This is a genomic window from Flavobacterium aquidurense (genome assembly GCF_002217195.1).
GTDB classification, from domain to species: Bacteria; Bacteroidota; Bacteroidia; order Flavobacteriales; family Flavobacteriaceae; genus Flavobacterium; species Flavobacterium frigidimaris.
Genome location: NZ_MUGR01000001.1, coordinates 103,598 through 126,644, shown reverse-complemented (window position 1 = coordinate 126,644; position 23,047 = coordinate 103,598). Strand labels below are relative to the sequence as shown.

The following is a 23,047-nucleotide window of genomic DNA, read 5'->3' as shown; positions in this document are numbered from 1 at the left end:
ATCGATTGCAAAAAAAAACTATTTGGTAAGTAAATTTTTATAAATAACTCCATCTTTTATAATCAGAAGTAAAGTTTTTTCATAGTCTTCCAGTATATTCAAATTAATAAGCGGATTACCGTCTACCAATAAAACATCGGCATAAGCACCTTCTTCTATAACACCCAGCTTTTTGGGATAGGGATTACGTGGGCCGCTCATTGTCAGCAATTCCGCATTTGTAGAGGTAGCCATTTTTAATATTTCATAAGGGGTATAGAAACGCAATAACTTTACAAGATCACCTGCTCTTTTTACCGAATGTTCAGGCTCGAAAAGGCAATCCGTTCCAAATGCAGTTTTAATGTTATATTTTTTCGCAAAATTATAGGCTTTCTCAGTACCGCTCATCATAGTTTGCTGTTTTATGCGGTTAGGTGAACCATCAGCATAAAGGCTCTTACCTTCGTCTATAAAAGGCTGTAGACTTAGCCATGCTTTTTTATCGGCCAGCATTTTTGCTGTTTCATCATCAATAAGCTGCGCATGATCTATACAGCGCACCCCGGCTCGCAATGCAGTTTGTATAGCTCTTGGCGTGTAAGCGTGTACGGTAACATAGGTACCCCAGTTTTCGGCTGCGTCAACAGCAGCTTTCATTTCTGCTTCTGTAAACTGAGAGACATCTAAAGGGTCATATGTTGAAGAAACACCACCGCCGGCGGCCAGTTTTATTTGAGTAGCACCAAGGCGCAACTGCTCACGTACACGTTTCAATACCTGATCGGCTCCATCAGCGATTATGCCAAAATTATAACGTTCAGTAAAGTCAAGGTTTGCCGCCATATCTTTTGGAACAGCGTTTGGACTAAGGAAGTCGCCGTGGCCTCCGGTTTGGGAAATCATCGCACCGGAGGGATAAATACGCGGACCTATAATCAAACCCCTGTCTATTGCTTTTTGCAGGCCGACTGCTGGACCGGCAAGGTCCCTGAAAGTGGTAAAGCCCTGCATCAGGTCTTTTTCCGCGGACTTCATAGCAATGGCAGTAATGTATTGTATATCGCTATTCATCAGTTCTGTGACGCTCATGGATTCCATCATGATATGGGTATGGGCATCAATAAGTCCCGGCATCAAAAATTTTCCTTTACCATCGATAATGGTTGTATTTGCACTTTTATCAGTTGGGATTGGTGCCGTGGAAATTTTGCTGATCAGATTATTGACAATCAAAATATTGCCAGTAATTGTTTTCTGGTCTTTGCCGTTAAAAATCTGGGCGTTATTGATGAGGATTATTTTTTGAGCGGTTGCATAAAATGAACTCAGAAGAATAACAATTGTCACTAATTTTAATTTTGTGGAGGGCATATTTATGATGGTTTGTTAAAATTAAAAAGTACTAATATAGTAAATATTGTATTATATTTTTGACTATCTCTGGGAGTTTTCTGCATGAAGAATGTACAAAAGGCCAATGTGTGGGAGCGAAAACAAAAAATAAACTAATCTGTAGTTCACGTCGATTTGTATAACAAAGTAGATGTAATTCCGTTTAATAAATTATATGATTTTTTTTAAAAATATTTGAAATAGAAGCCAGATCAAAAAAAAACCGTTGACATTCATCAACGGCTACTATATTTAAAACTAAAAACAGGGCTTTATTTGACAGCATCATTTACAGTTTGGCTATCTACAAATTGTTCGAAACTGATAATTTTGCTGTCTTTCAATTTCCAAATGTGAGCGACTCTTGCTGTGATTGATTTGCCTGTAATTTTATAAGTTCCTGTGTAAGTTCCGTATGCAACAACTTTATCATCGCGGGCAACATAATCTTCAGGCGTAAATTTGTAATCAATCCATTCATTTCCTAATCGGCTAAAGACATTTTTGGTTATATTTTCTAAACCAATATAAGTTCCTGCATACGGAAAACCTTTAGCTTCTGTCCACGAAATATCTTCGGCAACATATTTAGCCAAATTTTGACCATTTTCTTCCGAAGCTTTTCCTTCGTAAGTACTTTTAACTATTTCAAGATTTGTCATTGTCTTTTTATTTAAAGAACAGCCTGACAACACAAAGAGTATTATCAGGCTGTAAATGATTGATTTTACCATTTCATTTCTCCAGTATTCACTTTTGCACCAATCATTAAGGCAGTTTCAAAAGTAAGTGTTGGATATTTTGTTTTCAAAGCCGTAATTAAAGCTTCTGATGTTTTACTGGTTTTCAAAGCCTCTTCGTAGAATTGAATGTAACTTTTGGTGTGATTTACAGCAGTGATATCAAATGGAGAATTTGAATTTGCATGAGCCGGAATTATAATTTCAGGTTTCAAAGCCGAGATGTTATCTAAAACGGCAATCCAGTTTTTACGGGCTTCTGTAGTTTGAGCATCCGCCATCCAAAGATGAAAAGTAGTTCCAAAAACATTGATTCCGCCTACAACTGCTTTGACAGATGGAATCCATACAAAAGTTTTATTTGGAAATTCTTCCAAACCAATGATTTCTAATTTCTGACCTTCCAGTTCAATGCTGTTTCCTTTTAAAACCTGCGGTAAAACAACATTTGATGTAATTGCTTTACCTAATCGTTCGCCCCAAACGTCTAATTTTTTTTGTGCGGTAGCCTTAATTGCTTCTACAGAAGCAGGCGATGCATAAGCAACTACATCCGGGAAATATTTTTTAAATACCTCCAATCCAAAATAGTAATCAGGGTCCGCGTGAGAAACAAAAATGGCGGTTAATTTTTTACCGCTTGCTTTAATCTCCTGCGCTACTTTTTCGGCATCCGCCAAAGTAAATTGCGCATCAATCAAAACTGCGTCTGTTTTTCCAGATACAATTACCGATGCTACACCAAAGCTGTTTTCTGATGCGTTGTAAACCTGAAGTTTTAAATCTTTAGTTTGAATTGTTTTGAAACTTTGTGCTTGTGATTCCATATTCAATAAAATTAAAATTGTTATAAATACTGTCGAGATAGTGTGTTTACTCACGGTTTTAATATTTGTTTTTCCGTGTTCGTGAATCTTCGATTTCATTTCTTGTGTTGGTTTAAATTAACACTGCAAAGATGAAACGAAATACGATCTTAAAACATTAAACTAGTTTAATAAATAAAGGGAAATCTTATTTTTTGACAGCAATTTTCTTTCGAATATTACTCAAAAAAACATTGGTAATACCCAAATAGGCAGCTATTTGTATGTTAGAAAGTCGTTGAATGAGCTGCGGGTATTTTTCTATAAATTCAATATAACGGGATTCTGCTGTTTTGCTAAGGTTATCTATCATTCTTCGTTGAAGGGCAACGTGCGTTTTTTGTGTCATTACCCGAAATAGCTTTTCGATTTTAGGTAAGTTGGCATAAGCAAACTCCTTATCTTTTTTAGAAATCACAAGCACTTCGCTGTCTTCGAGCGCTTCTATGAAAAGTTGTGAAGGGGTTTCAGTAGTAAAACTATCAATATCAGTAATCCACCAATTTTCAATAGCAAAATAGAGTATTTGTTCAAAACCATTTTTATCAATATGATAAATCCGAAAAAGTCCTTTGGTAACGAAGCCTTCAAATTTGCAAATCTCGCCTTCTCTGAGTAAGAAGTTTTTTTTACAGATTAACTTTTGCTCAAATAAATTGCAAAAATCTTCTATTTCATTTTCTGAAAGAGAAATATGTTTAGCAATATTTTGTTTTAAAAGTGCTTTCATATGACAGTATGCAAAAAATGCTTGAGAAGTATTTTTTAACCTTGCTAAGGTACATAAATATTTAACGCTTGTATATACTTGAATATACCAACAAATTCCTTAATTAATTTAAGTTTTTGAATATCGGATTATCAATAGCTCCATTGAATATATCCTAGTTAGAAACTAAACTATGAATCTTTTTATAGTTTGTGGATTTAAGTATGTAGTTAGGAATGTGGAATACTTATGCTTAATTTTTACTAGTCCACAGGTTTTCGTGTTGATCCGATAATGGGCTATTAAATAATAGAAAAGGCATAAAAAAATCCCATTTCGTAAGAAATGGGATTTTAATTTTGTGACCCTTACTGAACAATTTACAAACCATTTTATGAACGATTTAAAGAAATTGGCTTATTTTCAAGTGAATTTGTAAGATAATTTTTTGATTTTTTGTTTTGAAGCGGTTTGCATGTATCGTTAGGGTATGTATTGAAAAACGTTAAATAACTTTATGCTTTTATCTTTTAGCTGTAATAATTATTTGTTGGGTAGATACTTGCATATCCAGATAAAATATAGTGATTAAAAATAAAATATTTATTTAAGAAAATGAATATCAAAATTTGTTGATGATATAATTCAACCTTTCAGATAAAACAAACTTTAGATTTTTTAATTGTGTAAGATTTAATACAGGATATTATTTTATTTAATTTTTACAATGCTTTAAATTGATCGCGTTAAAAGAATATGAAATCATTAAGTAGCTCCAAATAGCAAGTTTATTTTCATCTTGTATTTTTGGCAGATATTGCATTGCGTTTGTTGATTTATAAAAAGAAAAGGCATAATTAATTTCCAGTTCTTTGACAGGTAAGTACTTCAAAGAAAAATCATTTTCATATCCAAGAAACTTTGTCATTTTTTGACCCAAATTATTTAAAAGCGGGTATCGAGTATAAAAAAGGTGAAAATCAGAACGAAGAGATAGTTTACTATTTAAGGGAATTACGGTAAATAGATAAGGATTTACTAAACCTTTTCCGTTAACGTCGGAGGGAAAACGGGTAAAGACATTCATATTTCCATTGAACTTCCATGTCACGCCATATAAGACATCAAAATCTCCCGAACTATTATCTGATAGATTAGGACTGCTGCCACTAATTATTTCTGCACCTAAACGCCAAGTAGATTTCAATAGAGATAATTTAACTTCAGGTTGAAAATAGTAAGCAAATAATTTTTGACCTTTTGAATTACGTCCAAACTGCCAATATGAATTTAAAGTATAATACCATTGTTTCGTTTTAAATTCTATTCTTCCGCCTGCTGTTGCACGAGTATACAATTTCCCTGAACTTGAGTTTTCTAAAAAATCAACAGCATTCAATGAATTAAATGAAAATCCATGATTGTTATTGTAATTGAGACTATTTACCAACAGGTATTTATACCTATTTGATGCAACAGGAGAGTAGGCTGACTCAAATTCAGTGCTGTAGTTTCTGGTAAACAAAAAGAAAAAATCATTAGAGAAATATTTTGAGTATTTCATTATCCGTATTCCTTCATGGGCTCTCCCTTGCTGTGCCCAAGGAGCATCAGAAAATAATCTGCCATTATCTAATAAAACACTTTGCCTTCCCAATCGTACATTTAGAGATTTAATCTTAGTCTCAAAATACAATTGATAAAAATTAATGCTTCCAACTTTGGAAGCTTTGCTGTTTTCATCCCAAAGATGAATTTCCTGTAAATCGGATTTAATAAGCCATTTTTCTCTAGCATACTGCATAGAAATTCTGTTTCTCTGGGTAATAATAAAATAAGGATCAATTGAATCGTTGGGAGGAAGAAAATAATTTGAAGTATATTCGACTCTTGGTCTGATTTCAATATTCATTAGAAACTGTTGGGATAAGCTATTTTTTTGCTGTGCGTATAATTGAAATACACATAAATTAATAAAAAGTAATAAGATTTTTTTACTCGCAAGTATTTTGACTATCATACTTCTAATATCCTATAGAATTAGTGTATAAAAGTAATAATAGTATTCATATTTACAATATTATAATTACGTTTGATAATCCGCATTTATAATTTGTTCTGTTAAATCAGTAATGCGATTAGAGCCGGCACTTCTACCAAAGAATCTATGACAAATGCAAAAGCCTGAACGATGATTATTACCAATACTCCATGCATGCAGCAATGTTAAGCTGGAAAATACTGCCCGTCGCTGTTAAAGAAGATCAAAATCTGTCTCACAATTTGTGTGAAACAGATTTTTTTTGGTTTCTCTATTGGTGCAGCGATAAAAAAAATAATTTTGAAGAACATTCTATACTTTTAAATTACCAAATATCATAACTGTAATATTTTTAATGCTCCTCTAGCGACTATGAAAAACACACAAACACCAATAATAAGATCGGGTACCATTGAATTAGTAAAGTATACTAATATACCAGCAATTATGACTCCCATATTAATTACAATATCATTCGAAGTAAAAATCATACTAGCTTCCATATGTGCCTCTTTACTTTTAGATTTTTGAAGCAGGTAAAGGCATAACGAATTACCTACAAGTGCAAATAATGAAACTATTATCATAGTTCCGTATGCAGGAATATGGTCTGAGTCTACAAATCTTCTTAAAACTTCAATAAGTCCCAAAACTGCAAGACCAATCTGAAAATAACCACTTATTTTTGCTACACTTCCTTTTCTTGAAGCTGTGCTCCCGACAGCAAACAGAGCTAAACCATATACAATGCTATCGGCGAACATATCCAAACTGTCGGCAACCAATCCCATCGAATTGGATATAAAACCTGTAATTATCTCTATTAGAAAGAATGAAAAGTTTACAATGAGAACCTGCCATAATAACTTACTTTGCTGTGAGTCACTGTTTGTCTCTACATGTTCTGATGTATGTTCTGATGCCAGCAGAGTGCTGTCCAGATTAAGAGTATCAATTGCATTTGTTATAAGAGTGTCGTCGTCCGTATGATAGATCTTTAATCTTCTGTTTGCAATGTCAAAATCAAGCTGTTTGATTTGTTCTAAACCAGCGAGCTTCATTCGTATTAATTGTTCCTCACTGGGACAATCCATTTTTCTTATATTATATATACTTTTTTTCATAAGACTATATTTTAATCTTAATACCTGCATTTACAACAAATCCGTCTAACGGTGCATAAATATCTTTGAAAACAGGATTTGAAATTGGTCCTGTGTAGATACTTCCAAATTTTGTCTGTCTGGTATCAGTAAAATTTTCAAAATTGGCAAAAATTGAAAAATTTTCCCAAAGCTTTTCTACCATGAAGCCGAAAATCCAATATTCCCTTCCAGTTGTACCATCACTTAACTTTTGAGGACTGTAATAATAAGCTTCTAAACCAGCTTTCCATTTATCTTCGACTTCATACATCAAAACATTATTTAATCTGTGTTTAGCAGTTAAAGGATTTTGAGATTTTATGCCATTGTTGTCTATCGAAGCATCAGCAAAAGTGTACCCAACAAATAGTTTAAAATCTTTATAGCCTAATTTCACATTTGTTTCTGTTCCTTTTGTATCTAAATATCCATTAATATTTACAAATTGGTAAAGGTCATTAGGAAGCGAAGTTAAAATCAGTGGATTATCAACATTTGTATAAAAGAATAATTGATTCAATGATAATGAAATATCTTCGGTAATTTTAGTTTTATAATTCACATCAAAGTTAAGTCCGTAACTTTTTTCAAGTTTATTGAAATCACTATTAATAGGGAGTACATTTTGATATTGAATACGCTCGCTTTCTTCGGTAAAAATAGTTGGTGTTTTGTAGCCTAAACCGCCACCAAGTCGTGAAGTAAGTTTGGAATTAATTTTAAATAAAGCTGAGATTCTAGGTAATAATGAGAATCCGTAATCAACAACATAATCACCTCGAAGACCAGTCTCGATATCCAGCCATTCTTTAGCTTTGACGGTATTCTGAACAAAAGCACCATAAGTGATCTGATTATAGTTTCTTAATGGAAAAGCTGTCTGGCTGTTTTCAGTAAACTTGTCAGTATATAAATTTCCACCAGCAACCCATTCTGCAATTTCTCCATTTTTAGAATAGCTGATTTCTGAGAAAGTACTGTTCTGCAGGCCATCAAAAATATAGTCAGGAATAGTTATAATGCGGCTGAAATTATTAAAACTGTTTTTAATGGTAATAGATTCCTGATCATTAAATTTATGAGTAAGGGTGAACTGAGTGCTTATTCTCTGCGTTTTATTTTTTTCGAAATAACTGTCAGGGTATTTATTTTCGTCTTTTATATAGTCAATATTCCCGCCGATACGATTTTCAAAAACTGTATTAATGCCAAAATTTAGTTTAGTGTTTTCATTAAAATTGACAAAAAGTTTTGGATTAAAATTAAAGCGTTCGAATTTTGGAATCGCAGTAAGCTGTATATCAGCAGGGTCATAAGGAGCGTTTCGGTCATGAGATGCAAAAACAGTCAATCCAATTTTATCAAACTGCTGGGAATAAAAACCATTAATATTCAAACCAAGAGCGGAAGTCCCATTAATTAGAAATCGCAATTCTCTTTCTTCGGTAGGGGTTTTAGATACAAGATTAACCAAACCTGCAATTGCACCACCTCCGTAAAGGGTAGAGGCAGAACCTTTAATTATCTCAACCTGTTTTAAATCTAACGGAGGAGTCTGCAGCAATCCCAGTCCGCTTGATGCACCTGAGTATACAGGAAAACCATCTTTTAAGATTTGTGTATATCGTCCGTCTAGTCCCTGAATTCTGATTGAAGAATTTCCAGAAGTAGCTGAAGTCTGCTGGGTCTGGATTCCGGTACTTTCATTAAGCATCATACGGATATCCCCCGGTTTCATATTTGCTTTTTCTTCAAGTTCTTCTCCTGCTATAAACTCAACTCTGGTTGGAATATTGCTGATTGTTCTTGTACCTCTTGTAGAAGTTACCACTATTTCTTTCATTTCTTCGGCTTCTTCTTCCATTTCACTTTGCAATGCAATTTCTATAAAATTGACAGCTGCAGGCACTTTAAAAAGTGTTTTATTGGGAGCATAACCCTCTATTGAGATCGATAATGTGTAGTCTCCATTTTTAAGGTTTTCGATAATGATGTTACCATTATTATCTGATGACAAAACTTCATTGGTTTCTTCAATTTTAGCTGAAGCACCTTTTACAGGTTCATTGGTTGATGTATTTTTTATATGGAATGTGATTTTATTCTGTGCCTGTACAGTGCCAATAGATGCTATTGCCACAATCAATAAAATATATTTAAACATTTGTGATTTCTTAATGTTAATAAAGGTGATAAGCCCGCTTAATTGAAGTTAAGCAGGTAAAAGCGGTATTTTATTAAGAAATTTTAGGAGGCTGCCAGATTTTGCAGATGAAAGAAGAATCGACAAATTTATAGTATGATAGTGTCTGTGAAGCTTCTTCAATTGTGAATTCTAATTTTTCGGTAATAATTGAAGAATTAAAGTTTATTGTAAAACCAATACAGGTTCCACAGGAATAAAATGGCGAACATTTTCCATTGCATTCATCACCGCAGTCATGAGACTCACCCTTGCAGTTTTTTTCCACTCTACACTCAGAGTGTTTAGCAAACGCAGAGCAAGGTACTGTCGAAAGAAACAGTACAATGAACGATAATATTGTTACCCATATTTTCACGCGTCAAAATTATAAATATTTTACTTAGTAATTTCATGTAATTGTTTTTCTTTCGGCTAAGTTTTCTGTTTTTTTGTTAATATAAATATAAAATTATTGTGCTAGTCTTATATAACAAGGATTAAAGTGGTTTGTATTCTGTCAAGTCACCTTTTAAAATATTCAAACCATATATATTTATAGGTAAAAGTCTGGTTAAATACAATTTAAAAGCATAAAAAAAACGCTAATTCCTCGGAATTAACGTTTTTTTAAGAAGTGACGTTTAGTTCACAATTTACAAATCATTTTATGAACGATTTAAAGAAATTAGCTTATTTTTCAAGTGAATTTGTAAGATAATTATTTTAAAAGTTTGTTGATAAGCGGTTTGTATGTATCGTAAGGGTTAAATGTTAAAAATCGTTAATTCAGTAATAGATGTGATTTCTGTCATAATAACTTATAGATTTAAGTTGAAGAGAGCGAAAAAAAATGTCATCAGTAAATTTAAATTATTATTCTTAAAATTTTATAATCAAAATTTGTATATGATAATCTATTGTCCATTAGAAATTATTCAATTTAGCAACATTTTTTATCTTGCTGAATTGGTGGACATGGCACAGTTCCATAACTGCAATATACACAGCAATCACCTTGATTTGGTTTAAGAGTTTGTTTGCAGTTCTCACATTCGTAAAAAAATTGGCATGCATCAGTTGGCATAGTTTCTTCTTTACTGTGGGAGCAAAGGGGGCAGGTTATTATTGATTGTAGAACGATTTTCATTTTAATTTTTTGTTAGTTACTGTATAGCCTGTTGAATTTATTGCTTTTTCAATTTCATTAATAGTAGTTTTGGAATTATCAAATTCTACAATTGCGTTACCATTAGTATAATTTACATTTGAATTTATTATTCCAATCAATTTATTCACTTCGTGATTCACGTGTTTTTCACAGCTGGCACAAGTCATTCCGCTTATTCTAAACTCAGCTTTTTGAGTGCTGGTCTTTTTCACGACCAAGACTTTCTTTTCTGTATTTGGATAAAAAATGCTTGAGTAGTAAGGAAACGAAAGCATGAGGGCTGCAATTACTGTAATTATTCCTAAAAACATTTTTGAATTAACGAATTTCGGATTTTCTTCTCTATCGCAGTTACAGTCTATCAGCTTTTTAGTTTTCAGCTTTTGATACCAAGATAAACCAATAATTATAACAGTCAGGCCGATGAAATAAGGCCTCATTGGTTCAAGCCATGAAAAAGCAGAAGCAATCCCGCTTGTTCCGGCAACTAATGCTAATATGGGAGTAATGCAGCACAATGAAGCAGCTAATGCTGTGAAAAATCCGGCTCCGATCATTTTATTCTCTGTTTTCATATTTTTTCTAAAATTTCATTTTGTGCTAAAATTTCGAAGAAAGGTTTCAGCATTTTTTCATATTCCTTTGTCAATGAATAGAAAATGGTCTGCGCTTCCCGTTTAGTTTCAATAAGTTTTCTGTCTTTTAGTTTCCGTAAGTGCTGTGAAATTGCAGAAATACTCATTTCAAGAATATCACTTATGTCACAGACACAGAGCTGTTTTTCTTCATAAAGTAAAAAGAGAATTCTTAATCTCACATTATTGCCAGCCAATTCAAGCCCACTTGATAAATAGTCAAATGAGGTATTGAGTTCTGATACTCTGTCTTTACAGCGGATTATTTGTTTAATATCTGCTTGCTGTCGTATACAAATTATATCTTCCATAATGCAAATTTATACTTTTTGCTTATTTAAGCAAATGCTAAAATACAAAATAATTGAATTAAAATTTTGAATGATTCCTGCCCATAAAAAAAGACAACTTTTTGAGTTGTCTTTTAAACAGTAAAGCGAAATATTACTTTTTGCAATCTTTCGGAGCACAAGTTCCCGAATCGTCACTACAGCAATGCGTAGAACATTTTTCAGTGCAGTTTTTCTTTGCATCAGTTTTTGATAAGTTCGCATAAGCGAAGATACTTCCAGCAGACAATACCAATGCTGCAAGAGTAATGTACATTTTGTTTTTCATAATTTTAATTTTAATGATTAATACTACTTAAGACGCACTAATCTAAAAATGATGCAGGCTTTGCTGATTTTTTTTTTTTAACAGCCTGAATTTTCTATATATGAAGTTTTCAAAAATGATTCGGTGTTATCAGCATTTTCCTCCGCTGCATGATTTTTTAGAGGTAACGTTCATAATATTTCCACGGCGGTCTAATTCAATACTGCAGCAATCCAGAAGCATTTCCTTTAATTTGGATCTGCCTCTTTGCACTCTAGAACGGATGGAAGGGTAGGCAAGGCTGTATTTTTCTGTTAAGTCTTTCTGTTTAATTCCATGTATTTCGCTATCCATGATAATGTCCCGATAGTCTTCCGGCAGCCGCTCAATGAATTTTATTAAACAGCAGTCCAGACTTTCCGAAGTATCAAAATCTGTTTCATGCATAATCTTTTGCATCATACATTCGGTCAGCTCTGATTTCTTATGATTGGAATCTTTTCGGTAATAATCAATAATGGAATTTCTTGTGATTGTGAAAATCCAGCTTTTTAGTTTGCCTTCGTCGGTAAGTGATCCTAAATTCTCGTTTATCTTTATAAAAACTTCCTGCAAAACATCGGATGCATCGTCGGTATCATTTATACGAGCCTTTATATATCTGCCCAAGATGATATAAAACTGATTGTGAATAGTATTTATTTCCAAATTCATAAAATTTATCTTCTGCTTATGCAATAAGATGGATTAACAACAATTGATTTTACTTCTGAAATTATTCCATAAGTTGGCCGTTTTTGGAATGCATAAGAAAAGATGAAGAATTGCCATTAGGATAGCTCCCGGCAAAAGATTTACAATTAACAGATTAAAGAATCCTGGAGATTGATTTATATTGTAAATCATAATTTCCCCATTTTGAAAAGTAAACCTGATGGAGAGATAAACTGCAATTGACGCAAAATGAAAACCATTTACAAATAAATGGACAATGTATTCCCAGCGGGGAAGCCCTCCCATAAACTGCCTGCTGTCTTTTTCTATAAAAGCATCGTAACCGAGAACCAGTATATCCAGAATGACAATGGTCAAGCCTATTACAAAACTAGTATGATTATCCTGTTTCAAGAACAGAAAATAAAGGATTGCCGGAAAGAAGACAGCTCTCAAAGTATGGGTAATGTGCTCGGTTTTACTTTCTTCTCGATCGTGAAGCTGGTATTTGAAAATATGCAGATAAAAGCCGTCATATAAGGCCAAGACCGCAAATAGGACAAGAAAGAAGGATGAAATGATAATTGCTGTTTCCATTTTATTTTTGATTGATTATAAAAGCAAAACTATTGGAAAGTATAATTAGCAAAAAGGACAAATGTCCTCGAATTTACAGACTAATTTCTTTTCTGATCCTGCTCAGCGTCCTGCGTGTTATTCCAAGATAGCTTGCAATATCATTTACTGAAGCCTTGTTTACAACAGCAGGCTGTTCCTTAAGCATGCGCATGTATTTTTCCTTTGCAGTTTCATTGCACAAAACACTGGCATACTGTTCCATTACCATATACTGCCGTTCGGCAATTGTCCTTCCGATATTCTGCCAGAGAGGGCTCTTTTGATAGAGATTCTGCAGGTCATTGTAACTGATTGTTATAAGTTCCGTATCTTCCACTGCCTGAATGGAAAGTTCCGAATGCTGCTGCGAAATAAAGCTTTTATATGAAGCTGTCAGATTATTTTCTGCACAGAAGCAGGAAGTCACTTCTTCGGATTTTTCATTTATGTAATATGTCCTTAGCAAACCTTTTTTAATAAAAGCCGCTTCATGAGAGGTTTTGCCGATCTCTGCAAAATAACTGTTTCGGGCTAATGTCCTTGTTTTGAAATACTGACTGTACTTTTCAAATTCCTGATCGCTTAGAGGCACGATGCTTTTTAAAAATAATTTAAAACTTTCCATAATAGGTTTTATTTCAAGATTTTAATATGCTTTTCTAAGCATAAATGCGTAAATGTCCGGAAGAGGGCTTTCTTCAATAGCGCGGGCTGTTTTTTCAATATCATACGGCACTCTAATGAATTCTACTTTTATACCGTCTTTTTTGGAAAGATTACTGCTTTTTTCAATGGTTATCACCGCATAACAGCAGTCTGGATTTCTATCTTTTGGTTTTCCGACCGACCCTGCATTAATGGCATGAAAATAACTGCCTTTTTTATTGGGATTTTCCAATATGCGATGATACGGCAGATGAGAATGTCCGCAGATAAGAATGTCCGTATTGGAATCAAGAAAGATGTCGGTAAAATCTTTCTCATTTTTATCCTCAAGCAAATATTCCCTGTTGCTGTAAGGACTCCCATGGACCATCAAAATTTTTATAAGTCTGCTGGCCGTCTGGTATTCAAGTTTAATATGGGCAGGAAGAGCAGAAAGATATTTGATCTGCTCTTTACCCACAATCTGATATGCGTAGCTTTGAATGTCACTTGAACCGTCATTATGTATCTCGACAGCTTTGACATCGTGATTTCCTGCAAGGGTAGGAATATGCTTTTTACGGATCTCGTTGATCACGGCATTGGGGCATAAATTGTAGCCTACTAAATCACCTAAGCAGTAAACAGCGTCAATATTCTGCTCTTCAATACTTTTTAAAGTCTGCTTGAGTGCGGGGAAGTTCGCATGTATATCCGATATTATTGCAATTCTCATATTTCTTTTAAGCAGTTTCTGCAGCTGCCTGTTTTGTAAAAAACTTTTTTCTGAACCAGAATGCAAGGTTTACCAGTGCTATAAGAGCAGGCACTTCTACCAAAGGGCCAATAACACCTGCAAAAGCCTGTCCGCTGTTTATGCCGAATACCCCGATTGCCACGGCAATGGCAAGCTCGAAATTATTCCCTGTTGCAGTAAATGCAATAGAGGTTGCCTTTGAATAGTCAGCCCCGAAATATTTACCGGTGAAAAAGCTGATGACAAACATCAAAGTAAAGTAAATCACAAGCGGTATAGCAATGCGCACAGCGTCCATAGGGATCTGAACAATAAGTTCCCCTTTCAGGCTGAACATTACAATGATCGTAAAGAGCAGTGAAATAAGTGTAATTGGCGAGATAAACGGCACGTACTTATTTTCAAAACATTCAGAACCTTTTAAGGCTATCAAAGAATAACGGCTTATGATTCCCAAGGCAAATGGAATACCTAGATAGATACCGACGCTCTGGGCAATCTGTGCAATACTGATGTTCACTTCAAAACCATCATATCCAAAATAGGGAGGGAGAATGGTTATAAAGATGTAAGCGTATACACTGTAAAGCAGCACCTGAAAAATACTGTTAAGGGCTATAAGTCCTGCTGCATATTCGCGGTTTCCATCTGCCAGATCGTTCCATACCACAACCATTGCGATACAGCGCGCCAGACCTATCAGGATGACTCCAATCATGTATTCAGGATATCCGTTCAAAAAAAGCAGCGCCAATAAAAACATCAAGACAGGACCTACAATCCAGTTCAGCAGTAAAGAGGCGCCTAAGACTTTTGTGTTTTTGAAAACCTGCCCCATCTGTTCGTATTTTACTTTTGCCAGAGGCGGATACATCATCAGGATAAGCCCTATTGCCAATGGAATGTTTGTTGTTCCGCTGGAGAAAGAATTAATGAAATCTCCGCTGGATGGAATAAAGTATCCTATGGCCACCCCTACAGCCATAGCAAGGAAAATCCAAAGGGTTAAGAAGCGGTCAAGGAAGCTTAACTTTTTGCGTGGGGCGGCTGGTGCACAGTTATTTGCTGACATTTTATTTTTTTATTTGTGAGAATACGTAAAACATTTCAGTTCCTATCTGCAGGCTTCGCTCCAGATAAGTTTCCTTCTGCTGAGGCGTTCCGTCAGAGATTTTTGGATCTTCAAAGGTAATCGGGATTCTTTTCTCAGCGCCTGCTATAAACGGGCACCCGCCGTCAGCCTGCGAGCAGGTCATTACGGCGGCGAATCCGCTTTCAGGATTGAAATCATCATCATAGGTTTTGGAAAAACCGATGACAGGAAGTTCGTCAGCTGAATATTTTATTGAATAAACAGGGTTTGATCCCTCTGAAAGAGTTTTGATGTTGAATCCTGAATCCTTCAAAGTCTCCGCTGCCATTGGGAAAAGGGCAGTAGCCTGGGTTCCTCCTGAATAACATGAAACGTTTTTGACGCCGTAATAGGCGGCCGCAGTCTGCGCCCAAACCTGCGATAAGTGGCTTCTTCTGGAATTGTGCGTGCAGATTAAGTTTAGTCTGGTCTCCAGCTTACTGTCCACTTTAATCTGAATGAAGTCTATTAAGGACTGCAGGACTGCTTTGCGATCTTCAGAGATCTGTTTAAAATCAAATGATTTAACGGTATTCTCAATTTGTGGATATAACATAGTTTTTTGGACGTTATGGTTTATTGATTATCTGTTTAATGATTAGCAGCATCCTGCGCCCGGAGTGCATGAAGCACCATTATCAGTATTTAGCTGAGATAATTTTACTTTAGGCTTATCAGACGCAATACCGCACTGCTGCTGAGCAAGGCAGGCTGTCTGCTTGTTAAGCAATGTGAAGTTTTTACCGTTAAAATCCAAATCGTATTTACCGATAGTAGTGTTCTGGTACTCCACTTCAATTTCATTGTCTTCAATTCCCAATACTTTTTCTGAAAGCTCAATGATGTGGATCAGTTTCTGAGGTTTAAGCCTGTGCTCGTAGTCGTTGGCATCCCAAAGCTGGAAATTTACAACAGTTTCTTTTCTTACTACCCCGCCGCAGTCGATGAAGTTTTTGGTAACCAAGCCTACTTCAGTTACGTGAAAATATTCCGGTACAAATGTGCCGTCCGGCAGTTCAAAATTTACAGCTTCCACTGTTTTAAGCACTTCTTTAATTTCTGAAAGTTTCATAATTTTTTATATTTAGCTAGACTATATTTTTTATTAAATAATAAGGAAGCTTCTTCTTTCAAGAAGCGCAGTATCTCTCCAGATACCATTCTGTTTTCCGATTTTCTCCCTTGTACCAAGTATCCTGAAACCTGCTTTTTCATGGATGCGGATACTTGCCGTGTTCTCAGGAAAGATCCCTGCCTGAAGCGTCCAGATTCCTTCTGCTTCGCTCTGCCGGACAAGTTCATTTAAAAGGGTCAGCCCGATTCCTTTTCCTGAATGCGCGGGATCCACGTATACGCTTACTTCTGCAACTCCTGCATAAACGCAGCGTGAAGAAACAGGGGTAAGGGCAGCCCATCCAATCACTTTACCATCTTCCTGCATTGTAATTCTGCAGGATGCTAGATGGGACTGGTCCCAATCTTCCCATGAAGGGGCGCTGGTCTGGAAAGTGGCATTGCCGGTATCTATCCCTTTTTGGTAAATTATTTTTACCTGATCCCAATGTTTGGCTGAAAGTTTTCTGATTTCCATATTTTTATAGATTAACAGCATTCGCTTCGCTTTTTTGCCAAATGATCTGATATGTGCTCAAAGAAGCCTTTTATCTTTTCCAGACCAGGTTCATTGATGCAGTAGCAGATCGAGTTTCCTTCAATGCTTCCTTTAATCAAACCAGCATTCTTTAATTCTTTCAAATGCTGTGAAACTGTCGGCTGTGAAAGGGGAAGTTCGTTTACGATATCTCCGCAGATGCAGGCATCCACTTTTAATAAATATTCCATAATAGCAATACGCGCAGGATGGCCCAGCGCTTTGGCTAAAACAGCCAGCTCATTCTGGCTTTCTGTAAAGTGATCTGTTTTTGTTGCTCCCATCGTTTTATATTTATATTGCAATATTACGATAATAAATTTAAATAAAAAAAAATATAAAGATTTATTTTTATGAAGATGAAGGCATCGGCTAAGAAAAAGATTCGATGCATATGGTTTTATAATATTGTTTGTTACCCGAATGCTAGTTTTATCAAACCAATGTATAAAGCAATAATTACATGGTTTATCGTTAGCTGATATTATATAAATACAATACAAACTGAACAACCCATAATTAGAAAGATGTTCAGCATTTGCAGTTATTTGTTATTAATAATACCAATTTTAAATTTAAAATTGGTATTATTAGATTTTCATACTGGTTCAATTTCGATCATTAATTTGAATGGACTTCCACACCGTTCAAATGAAAGACAATTTAAAAAAATTGATATCCTTCAATATTAACCGATTAATCTTAATTCTAGAATTTGGTCTTACAATAATTTACTATTGTACTTATAAGCTAGTAATTTAAAATAAATCCTGCACCAAAGCCCATATCACTGTCATAGTGTGAAGACAAAGAACCCCATCTGGTAATTATATAGCGTAGTCCTGCCATATATTCCTTGTCTGTATTCCACATCAAATTCATTCTAAGCCGTTTAGAAACGGGAATGTCTTTACGTTCAAATTGTAATCTGACTTTACCATCGGTAAAAACTTCAGCTTGTGCTACTATTAACATAGGTAGGATGTAGTTAACCCCTAGACTTACCACTGCACGTTTATCCTTAGTATTGGTTTGTCCAAAAAGATTATTTTCTTGTATATCTTCTCCCATTCTTCTATATCTCCAGTCAAATCCTATAAAAGGCATTAACCATTGCATTTTTCCAATATATCGACCAATATGTGTTTCTGTTTCATAACCATGCATGTCATTGTATCCTAACCTCCATTCGGTTCCAATGCTCCAGCGTGTACTTTGATACATTGCTTCACCGTCATTTCCATTGGTGGCAAAATCATTTTCTGCCATAAAGTGGAATTTTCTGTCGTCGGCAAAAAGTTTTCGCTGTGCTAGTTTTGGGTTTGGTATTTCAGGATTGGCCGGCTGATTTTCATAAGTAAAAACCCTGCCCATTCCGCTCATCATATGATATAAAATATGGCAGTGAAAAAACCAGTCTCCATCAACATTGGCATTAAATTCCAAAGTATCGGTTTCCATAGGCATTATATCAATCACATTTTTTAATGGTGCATATTCTCCTTGTCCATTAAGAACCCTGAAATCATGTCCATGCAAGTGCATTGGATGGCGCATCATAGAATTATTATGCAAAATTATACGTACATTTTCACCTTTTTTAATTAATATTTTATCAGCTTCTGAAACCACCTTATTGTCCAGACTCCATACATATCGATTCATATTCCCCGTAAGTTCAAATTTTAGTTCTTTAACAGGGGCATTTTCGGGAAGCGTAGTTTTTGTAGGTGATTTAAGCATTGCATAATTTAGTGTTGTAATATCCGAAAGTGCATTGGCATTATATTGCTCAGCATCCATTTTCATTCCTTCCATCTTTGTACTGGTTTTAGGCTTTGTTTCACCTGTAATCTCAGGATACATTACTACATTCATATCCATCTTATTAAGGCTCATGCTCATTCCCATGTCATCCAGATCGCCATTCATTTTCATCATGCCGTTCATCATTTTCATTCCTTCGAAATATTTAAGTTTTGGCAAAGGAGCTACTAATTGCTTAATTCCGCTTCCGATGTAAAGGGACGTAGATTTTGTTCGGTCTTCGGGTGTTGCTAAAAATTCATAAGCTGTTTTATCAGCTGGAATAGTAACAACTATGTCATAGGTTTCAGAAACTGCAATAATTAGTCGATCAACCTCAACGGGTTCTACGTCATTCCCATCATTTGCCACAACCGTAATTTTCCCACCGGCATAGGTTAACCAAAAGTAGGTTGATGCACCTCCATTGGAAACCCGTAATCGGACCTTATCACCTGCTTTAAATTGGGAAAGCTGATTTTCATTTTTCCCATTGATTAAAAATTTGTCGTAATAAACATCACTGACATCCATGGCATTCATTCGCTTCCATTCATTTTTTATTTTGTCGCTGAAATACCCCTGTTTTATAGCTTCTGCATAACTTTGTGTAGTGCCCTTTTTAATAGCAAACCAGTCTGATGCATTGTGCAGTAATCGATGTACATTTTCAGGTTTCATATCTGTCCATTCACTTAGTATTATGGGAACGGAAGGCAAATCATCGATTTCCTTGCGAAAGGTCGGATCATCTGTCCTTTTATTCATAATGAACGAACCGTACATGCCTATCTGTTCCTGAAGTTCCGTATGGCTATGATACCAGTGTGTGCCATGCTGAATAATGGGAAAAGTATACAGATGCGTCGTATGGGGTTTAATTGGCATTTGAGTTAGATTTGGCACACCATCATATTGATTGGGTAAGAATAAGCCATGCCAATGCAAGGAAGTATCTTCATCCAGCTCATTGTGAACATAGATTTCCGCAGTATCTCCTTCTGTAAAGGTCAAAGTAGGCATAGGTATTTGTCCGTTAACGGCAATGGCCCTTTTTGCTTTTCCTGTAAAATTTACAATTGTGTCTCTTATATACAGGTCATATCGGACTACACGCGGTGGCGAAGTATTTTCTTCAGCTCTTTTCTGAGAAATAGAACTACTATTGCCGTCCTGAAGTGTCTTATTACCTTGGTCAGTTTGCTTGGTGGCTTTATTTTCTGCTGTTTTTGTTTGCTTGTCTGACTTTTCCGGAACTAGTTTCATACCGCACTTGGGGCAGTTTCCTGGTTTGGCTTCATGAATTTCGGGATGCATTGGACAAGTATACGTAGTGGGATTTGACTCTTCTTTCGAAGGCTTTTTATCCATTTCCATTGTTTTCATATCCTGAGCATAAATTAGGACAGGAAGCATGATAAAAACTAGTATTGTAAGTATATTTTTCATATTGCTATTTTTATAGAATATTGTTCTGTTATTTTTTTTTCATTTCACCCAACTTGGCTTTCATCTGCGCAATTTCAGCTTCTTGTGCTTTTATAATGTCTTGTGCAAGCTGACTTATTTCTGGATCTTGAAGGGAAGCCTCTTTGGCCATGAGGATTGCCGCTGCATGGTGTGGAATCATTGATTTTAAGAACTCTTTATCGTCAACAGCCGCTTGCAGTCTGATGCAGGAAAAAAAAATAATTGCAGCAAGGCCGCCTATGGCAAGTAATGCCATGTTCCACTTTTTATTCATATACATACTGCCCATTACAATAATCTCAATTATGAGCATCGGCATAGTCATTAGTCCTGCCATGTAAAATTGATTTACATTGGGAATGACATTAGCAAAAACATCTACCATCGAGTACATTAGGATGTACATAGCAATAAATGACAATACGATCATAAATGCTAATTTTTTGTACATTTTTGGGTTTTTCTCTTTTGAATGCTGCTGTGTTGTGTGTTCCATTTTCATGATTTTTTTCCTTTAAAAGTTATTTAGATTAATAAATTTTCCTCCAAAACAAATCTAATGGCACTATAATATAATACAGCATTAGCTTAAGTGGCGGGGATTTTTTCTGCGCTTGTATTTTTCAATGTGATATTGTAATAGCTTAATATTTATTTGCTTTTAAGTAATAATTGTAACTCTTCAAGCTGGTTTTTTAATTTTTCCGTGCCTTTCATTTTTTTCTGTTCTGCAATTGCAAGGGCTTTTTTTGCAGCCTCGATGGCATTGGGATAATCCTTGAGTTCTACTGAGATTTTCTGTCTTAAAGTCGGATAATAAAAATTTTCAGGATCTAATTTTTCAGCTTCAGCTAACCACGATACTGCTTGGTTGTTTGCTCTGCACGTGGCTGAATAATAATTTGCTGCCTGAAACAATAAAGTAGCATTTTGACTTTTTTCTTTAATAATATATTTGTCAATTAGGGCTAAAATTTCTTTGTCAGCTTTGCTTTTCATAGGTATTTTAACCATTGTGTTTTCCCATTCTATTTTAAGGAAGCCTTCTCCTTTACTGTTGATGTCATTTAATTCAATGGTAAAAGTTTCATAAAAACCAATCGTTTTTTCTGTGGGAACGGTAAAACGCATAACATCTTTTTTCTCATCATAACCAGTTTCGCCATGTAAAGTAATATCACTATTGATAATTATAGTCCACTCATTTTCTGAAGGAATTGAGAATACAGAATAAGTTCCTTCTCTTAAAATATTGTTTCCAAAAGCAATATCTTCATTAGTACTTATGGTCGTACAATCGCTGGCGCCTGTTCGCCAGAGTTTACCAAAAGGCACTAATTCGCCAAATATTTTTCGCCCTCTTACTAAGGGTCTGCTATAGGATATTTTGACTGTAGAACTTCCGATTTCTTGTTGAAATGATGCAGAGGGACTTGCAGGGGTAAGTTTAATTTGAATTTTTTCTTGTGCAGAAATTGATAACGATTGCATAATAATGAAGCTTAGCAGAATTATTTTTTTCATAGTTTTTAATTTTAAATTGATTTTGATATTTTTTCCATTATCGAATGGTCGCTGCCAAATTTGCATATAGCATCACAATTGGCTCTTAGTTCAGAAAACAGGATATACTTAATATTCATTTTAGAGTTTTTTATAACAGGTCTATTGAGTTGAAGGACTAAATCCTTTTCCCGATTATTTGGAATTATAATATAAAAAACTTCCTGTCCGTTTGAAATAGTAAAGTATAGGTCAGACAACCGTAGTATGCCCGAATAGATACTAGTGCTCTTTTCTACTTCAAAGGCTCCTATAATTTTGTTTGTGCCTTTTTCGAACCACAACACATCAATTAACTTGATGGTATTTTGAGTGTCCTTGTCAGTAGGCAGCTCAGGGAATTTTCCAAGTGAAATAAAGGAGAAATTCTGCCCATCAAACGATTTGCTTTTATCATTGCTTGCCGGAGTAACATCGAAACCCAATGAAACTCCAATTTTTAATAAATGGTACTGCATTTCACTATGCAGATTTTCTTCTAGTTTTTCGTCAAGTATTTCTTTCTGACGTTTGTGTACGTTTTTTTCGAATCTTGCACGTTCTACTTCGCTTAAATATTCATCATTGCCTATTAGCATTTTCTGAGTTCCAATTTCAAAACACAATCCAGCGATGGCACCCAAATCATTTGAGAGCTGAGATTTATGCAAACTGTTAGTTTCCATTAAAACTTCTCTTATTTTAAGATATTCTGTCCAGCTTCCCAATTTTTTTTTGTCTTTAAAAAGAAAATTAAAACCATTTAGAATAGCAGTGTTGAATGGTGGGAACCAGGTTGGGTGTATGAAATATAGAATACTGGCAACCGCTGGCCCTAAGCCTTTAATTTTTAATTCATCGAGTCTTATGATTTCTTTTACAACCTGTTCTTCAGACTTGGCATTGATACAATTTTCAAGAAACTGACCAAAAGCCAATTTATTGTTTTGATTTTCATAGATATCTGGAATGCGTAATTTGGGTTTCCAGTAAAACGGATGTGAAACTCCGGCAAAGACTTGTTTTTGTTCAGCAATGCAGCTCAGTACAAATTCTAGGCTGCTTTCTTTGAAATCATTAGGAAAGGTTTTGCTTTTAATATCCTCAATGACTTGCAGAACACCGCGTCTTATAGTGCGAAATGCCTTTAATCGTTGATCGTTATATATAAACCAGGTATTGTAGACACTTTCGTTATCAATTTTATACTGCAGAATAATTTGTCCTAGATTGGTCATCTTTGTTTGTATAG

25 protein-coding genes are annotated in these 23,047 nt (G+C 35.0%); all 25 read right to left on the bottom strand.

Annotated elements, in window-relative coordinates:
• Positions 1-18 precede the first annotated feature (18 nt).
• Complete coding sequence (locus B0A67_RS00560) at positions 19-1,353, bottom strand: metal-dependent hydrolase family protein (RefSeq protein ID WP_072953541.1); 1,335 nt, start codon at positions 1,351-1,353, stop codon at positions 19-21.
• 293 nt (positions 1,354-1,646) lie between these two features.
• Positions 1,647-2,036: a nuclear transport factor 2 family protein gene (locus tag B0A67_RS00555; RefSeq protein WP_072953539.1), complete on the bottom strand. Its 390-nt coding sequence runs from the start codon at positions 2,034-2,036 to the stop codon at positions 1,647-1,649.
• Positions 2,037-2,101: 65 nt separating this feature from the next.
• Positions 2,102-3,040 carry an MBL fold metallo-hydrolase gene (locus B0A67_RS00550; RefSeq protein ID WP_242670895.1) on the bottom strand — a complete coding sequence of 313 codons (939 nt, stop codon included), beginning with the start codon at positions 3,038-3,040 and terminating at the stop codon, positions 2,102-2,104.
• Between the two features lie 88 nt (positions 3,041-3,128).
• Positions 3,129-3,710 carry a Crp/Fnr family transcriptional regulator gene (locus B0A67_RS00545; protein ID WP_072953537.1) on the bottom strand — a complete coding sequence of 194 codons (582 nt, stop codon included), beginning with the start codon at positions 3,708-3,710 and terminating at the stop codon, positions 3,129-3,131.
• Between the two features lie 694 nt (positions 3,711-4,404).
• Entirely contained in the window at positions 4,405-5,601 is a 1,197-nt protein-coding gene (locus B0A67_RS00540) for an alginate export family protein (protein ID WP_072954204.1), read from the bottom strand.
• Between the two features lie 464 nt (positions 5,602-6,065).
• Positions 6,066-6,854: a cation transporter gene (locus tag B0A67_RS00535; protein WP_035691042.1), complete on the bottom strand. Its 789-nt coding sequence runs from the start codon at positions 6,852-6,854 to the stop codon at positions 6,066-6,068.
• 4 nt (positions 6,855-6,858) lie between these two features.
• Positions 6,859-9,039 carry a TonB-dependent receptor gene (locus B0A67_RS00530; protein ID WP_072953535.1) on the bottom strand — a complete coding sequence of 727 codons (2,181 nt, stop codon included), beginning with the start codon at positions 9,037-9,039 and terminating at the stop codon, positions 6,859-6,861.
• Between the two features lie 73 nt (positions 9,040-9,112).
• A complete protein-coding gene (locus B0A67_RS25375; protein ID WP_012025079.1) occupies positions 9,113-9,436 on the bottom strand; it encodes a DUF6660 family protein in 324 nt (107 codons plus the stop codon).
• 564 nt (positions 9,437-10,000) lie between these two features.
• A complete protein-coding gene (locus B0A67_RS25125; RefSeq protein ID WP_012025078.1) occupies positions 10,001-10,207 on the bottom strand; it encodes a GDCCVxC domain-containing (seleno)protein in 207 nt (68 codons plus the stop codon).
• Entirely contained in the window at positions 10,204-10,803 is a 600-nt protein-coding gene (gene merTP / locus B0A67_RS00515; protein WP_072953533.1) for a mercuric transport protein MerTP, read from the bottom strand. Before merTP ends, B0A67_RS25125 begins: the two co-directional genes overlap by 4 nt.
• A complete protein-coding gene (locus B0A67_RS00510; RefSeq protein ID WP_008463711.1) occupies positions 10,800-11,174 on the bottom strand; it encodes an ArsR/SmtB family transcription factor in 375 nt (124 codons plus the stop codon). Before B0A67_RS00510 ends, merTP begins: the two co-directional genes overlap by 4 nt.
• 133 nt (positions 11,175-11,307) lie before the next feature.
• Positions 11,308-11,481 carry a hypothetical protein gene (locus tag B0A67_RS24855; RefSeq protein WP_157498527.1) on the bottom strand — a complete coding sequence of 58 codons (174 nt, stop codon included), beginning with the start codon at positions 11,479-11,481 and terminating at the stop codon, positions 11,308-11,310.
• A gap of 129 nt (positions 11,482-11,610) precedes the next feature.
• The gene (gene sigZ / locus B0A67_RS00500; RefSeq protein WP_072953532.1) at positions 11,611-12,174 is read right to left on the bottom strand and encodes an RNA polymerase sigma factor SigZ; all 564 of its coding nucleotides are present in this window, start codon (positions 12,172-12,174) and stop codon (positions 11,611-11,613) included.
• Positions 12,175-12,207: 33 nt separating this feature from the next.
• Positions 12,208-12,771, bottom strand: a complete 564-nt coding sequence (locus B0A67_RS00495) for a hypothetical protein (RefSeq protein ID WP_072953530.1) — start codon at positions 12,769-12,771, stop codon at positions 12,208-12,210.
• A 73-nt stretch (positions 12,772-12,844) separates the two neighbouring features.
• Positions 12,845-13,417 (bottom strand): Crp/Fnr family transcriptional regulator, encoded by a 573-nt coding sequence (locus tag B0A67_RS00490; RefSeq protein WP_072953528.1) that lies wholly within the window; start codon positions 13,415-13,417, stop codon positions 12,845-12,847.
• 21 nt (positions 13,418-13,438) lie between these two features.
• Positions 13,439-14,173: a metallophosphoesterase family protein gene (locus B0A67_RS00485; RefSeq protein WP_072953526.1), complete on the bottom strand. Its 735-nt coding sequence runs from the start codon at positions 14,171-14,173 to the stop codon at positions 13,439-13,441.
• A gap of 7 nt (positions 14,174-14,180) precedes the next feature.
• Entirely contained in the window at positions 14,181-15,266 is a 1,086-nt protein-coding gene (gene arsB, locus B0A67_RS00480; RefSeq protein WP_072953524.1) for an ACR3 family arsenite efflux transporter, read from the bottom strand.
• 1 nt (position 15,267) lies between these two features.
• Positions 15,268-15,882: an arsenate-mycothiol transferase ArsC gene (locus tag B0A67_RS00475; RefSeq protein ID WP_072953522.1), complete on the bottom strand. Its 615-nt coding sequence runs from the start codon at positions 15,880-15,882 to the stop codon at positions 15,268-15,270.
• 42 nt (positions 15,883-15,924) lie between these two features.
• Positions 15,925-16,398, bottom strand: a complete 474-nt coding sequence (locus B0A67_RS00470; RefSeq protein ID WP_072953520.1) for a DUF6428 family protein — start codon at positions 16,396-16,398, stop codon at positions 15,925-15,927.
• Positions 16,399-16,431: 33 nt separating this feature from the next.
• The gene (locus B0A67_RS00465; protein ID WP_072953518.1) at positions 16,432-16,938 is read right to left on the bottom strand and encodes a GNAT family N-acetyltransferase; all 507 of its coding nucleotides are present in this window, start codon (positions 16,936-16,938) and stop codon (positions 16,432-16,434) included.
• Entirely contained in the window at positions 16,929-17,261 is a 333-nt protein-coding gene (locus B0A67_RS00460; RefSeq protein WP_041515706.1) for an ArsR/SmtB family transcription factor, read from the bottom strand. Before B0A67_RS00460 ends, B0A67_RS00465 begins: the two co-directional genes overlap by 10 nt.
• Positions 17,262-17,727: 466 nt before the next feature.
• The gene (locus B0A67_RS00455) at positions 17,728-20,232 is read right to left on the bottom strand and encodes a multicopper oxidase domain-containing protein (RefSeq protein WP_072953516.1); all 2,505 of its coding nucleotides are present in this window, start codon (positions 20,230-20,232) and stop codon (positions 17,728-17,730) included.
• Between the two features lie 28 nt (positions 20,233-20,260).
• Positions 20,261-20,749, bottom strand: coding sequence for a DUF305 domain-containing protein (locus B0A67_RS00450; protein WP_241687386.1), 489 nt, complete (start codon positions 20,747-20,749; stop codon positions 20,261-20,263).
• A 155-nt stretch (positions 20,750-20,904) separates the two neighbouring features.
• Positions 20,905-21,777: a DUF2911 domain-containing protein gene (locus tag B0A67_RS00445; protein ID WP_041515901.1), complete on the bottom strand. Its 873-nt coding sequence runs from the start codon at positions 21,775-21,777 to the stop codon at positions 20,905-20,907.
• Between the two features lie 11 nt (positions 21,778-21,788).
• Entirely contained in the window at positions 21,789-23,033 is a 1,245-nt protein-coding gene (locus B0A67_RS00440) for a hypothetical protein (protein WP_041515709.1), read from the bottom strand.
• Between the last annotated feature and the right edge of the window lie 14 nt (positions 23,034-23,047).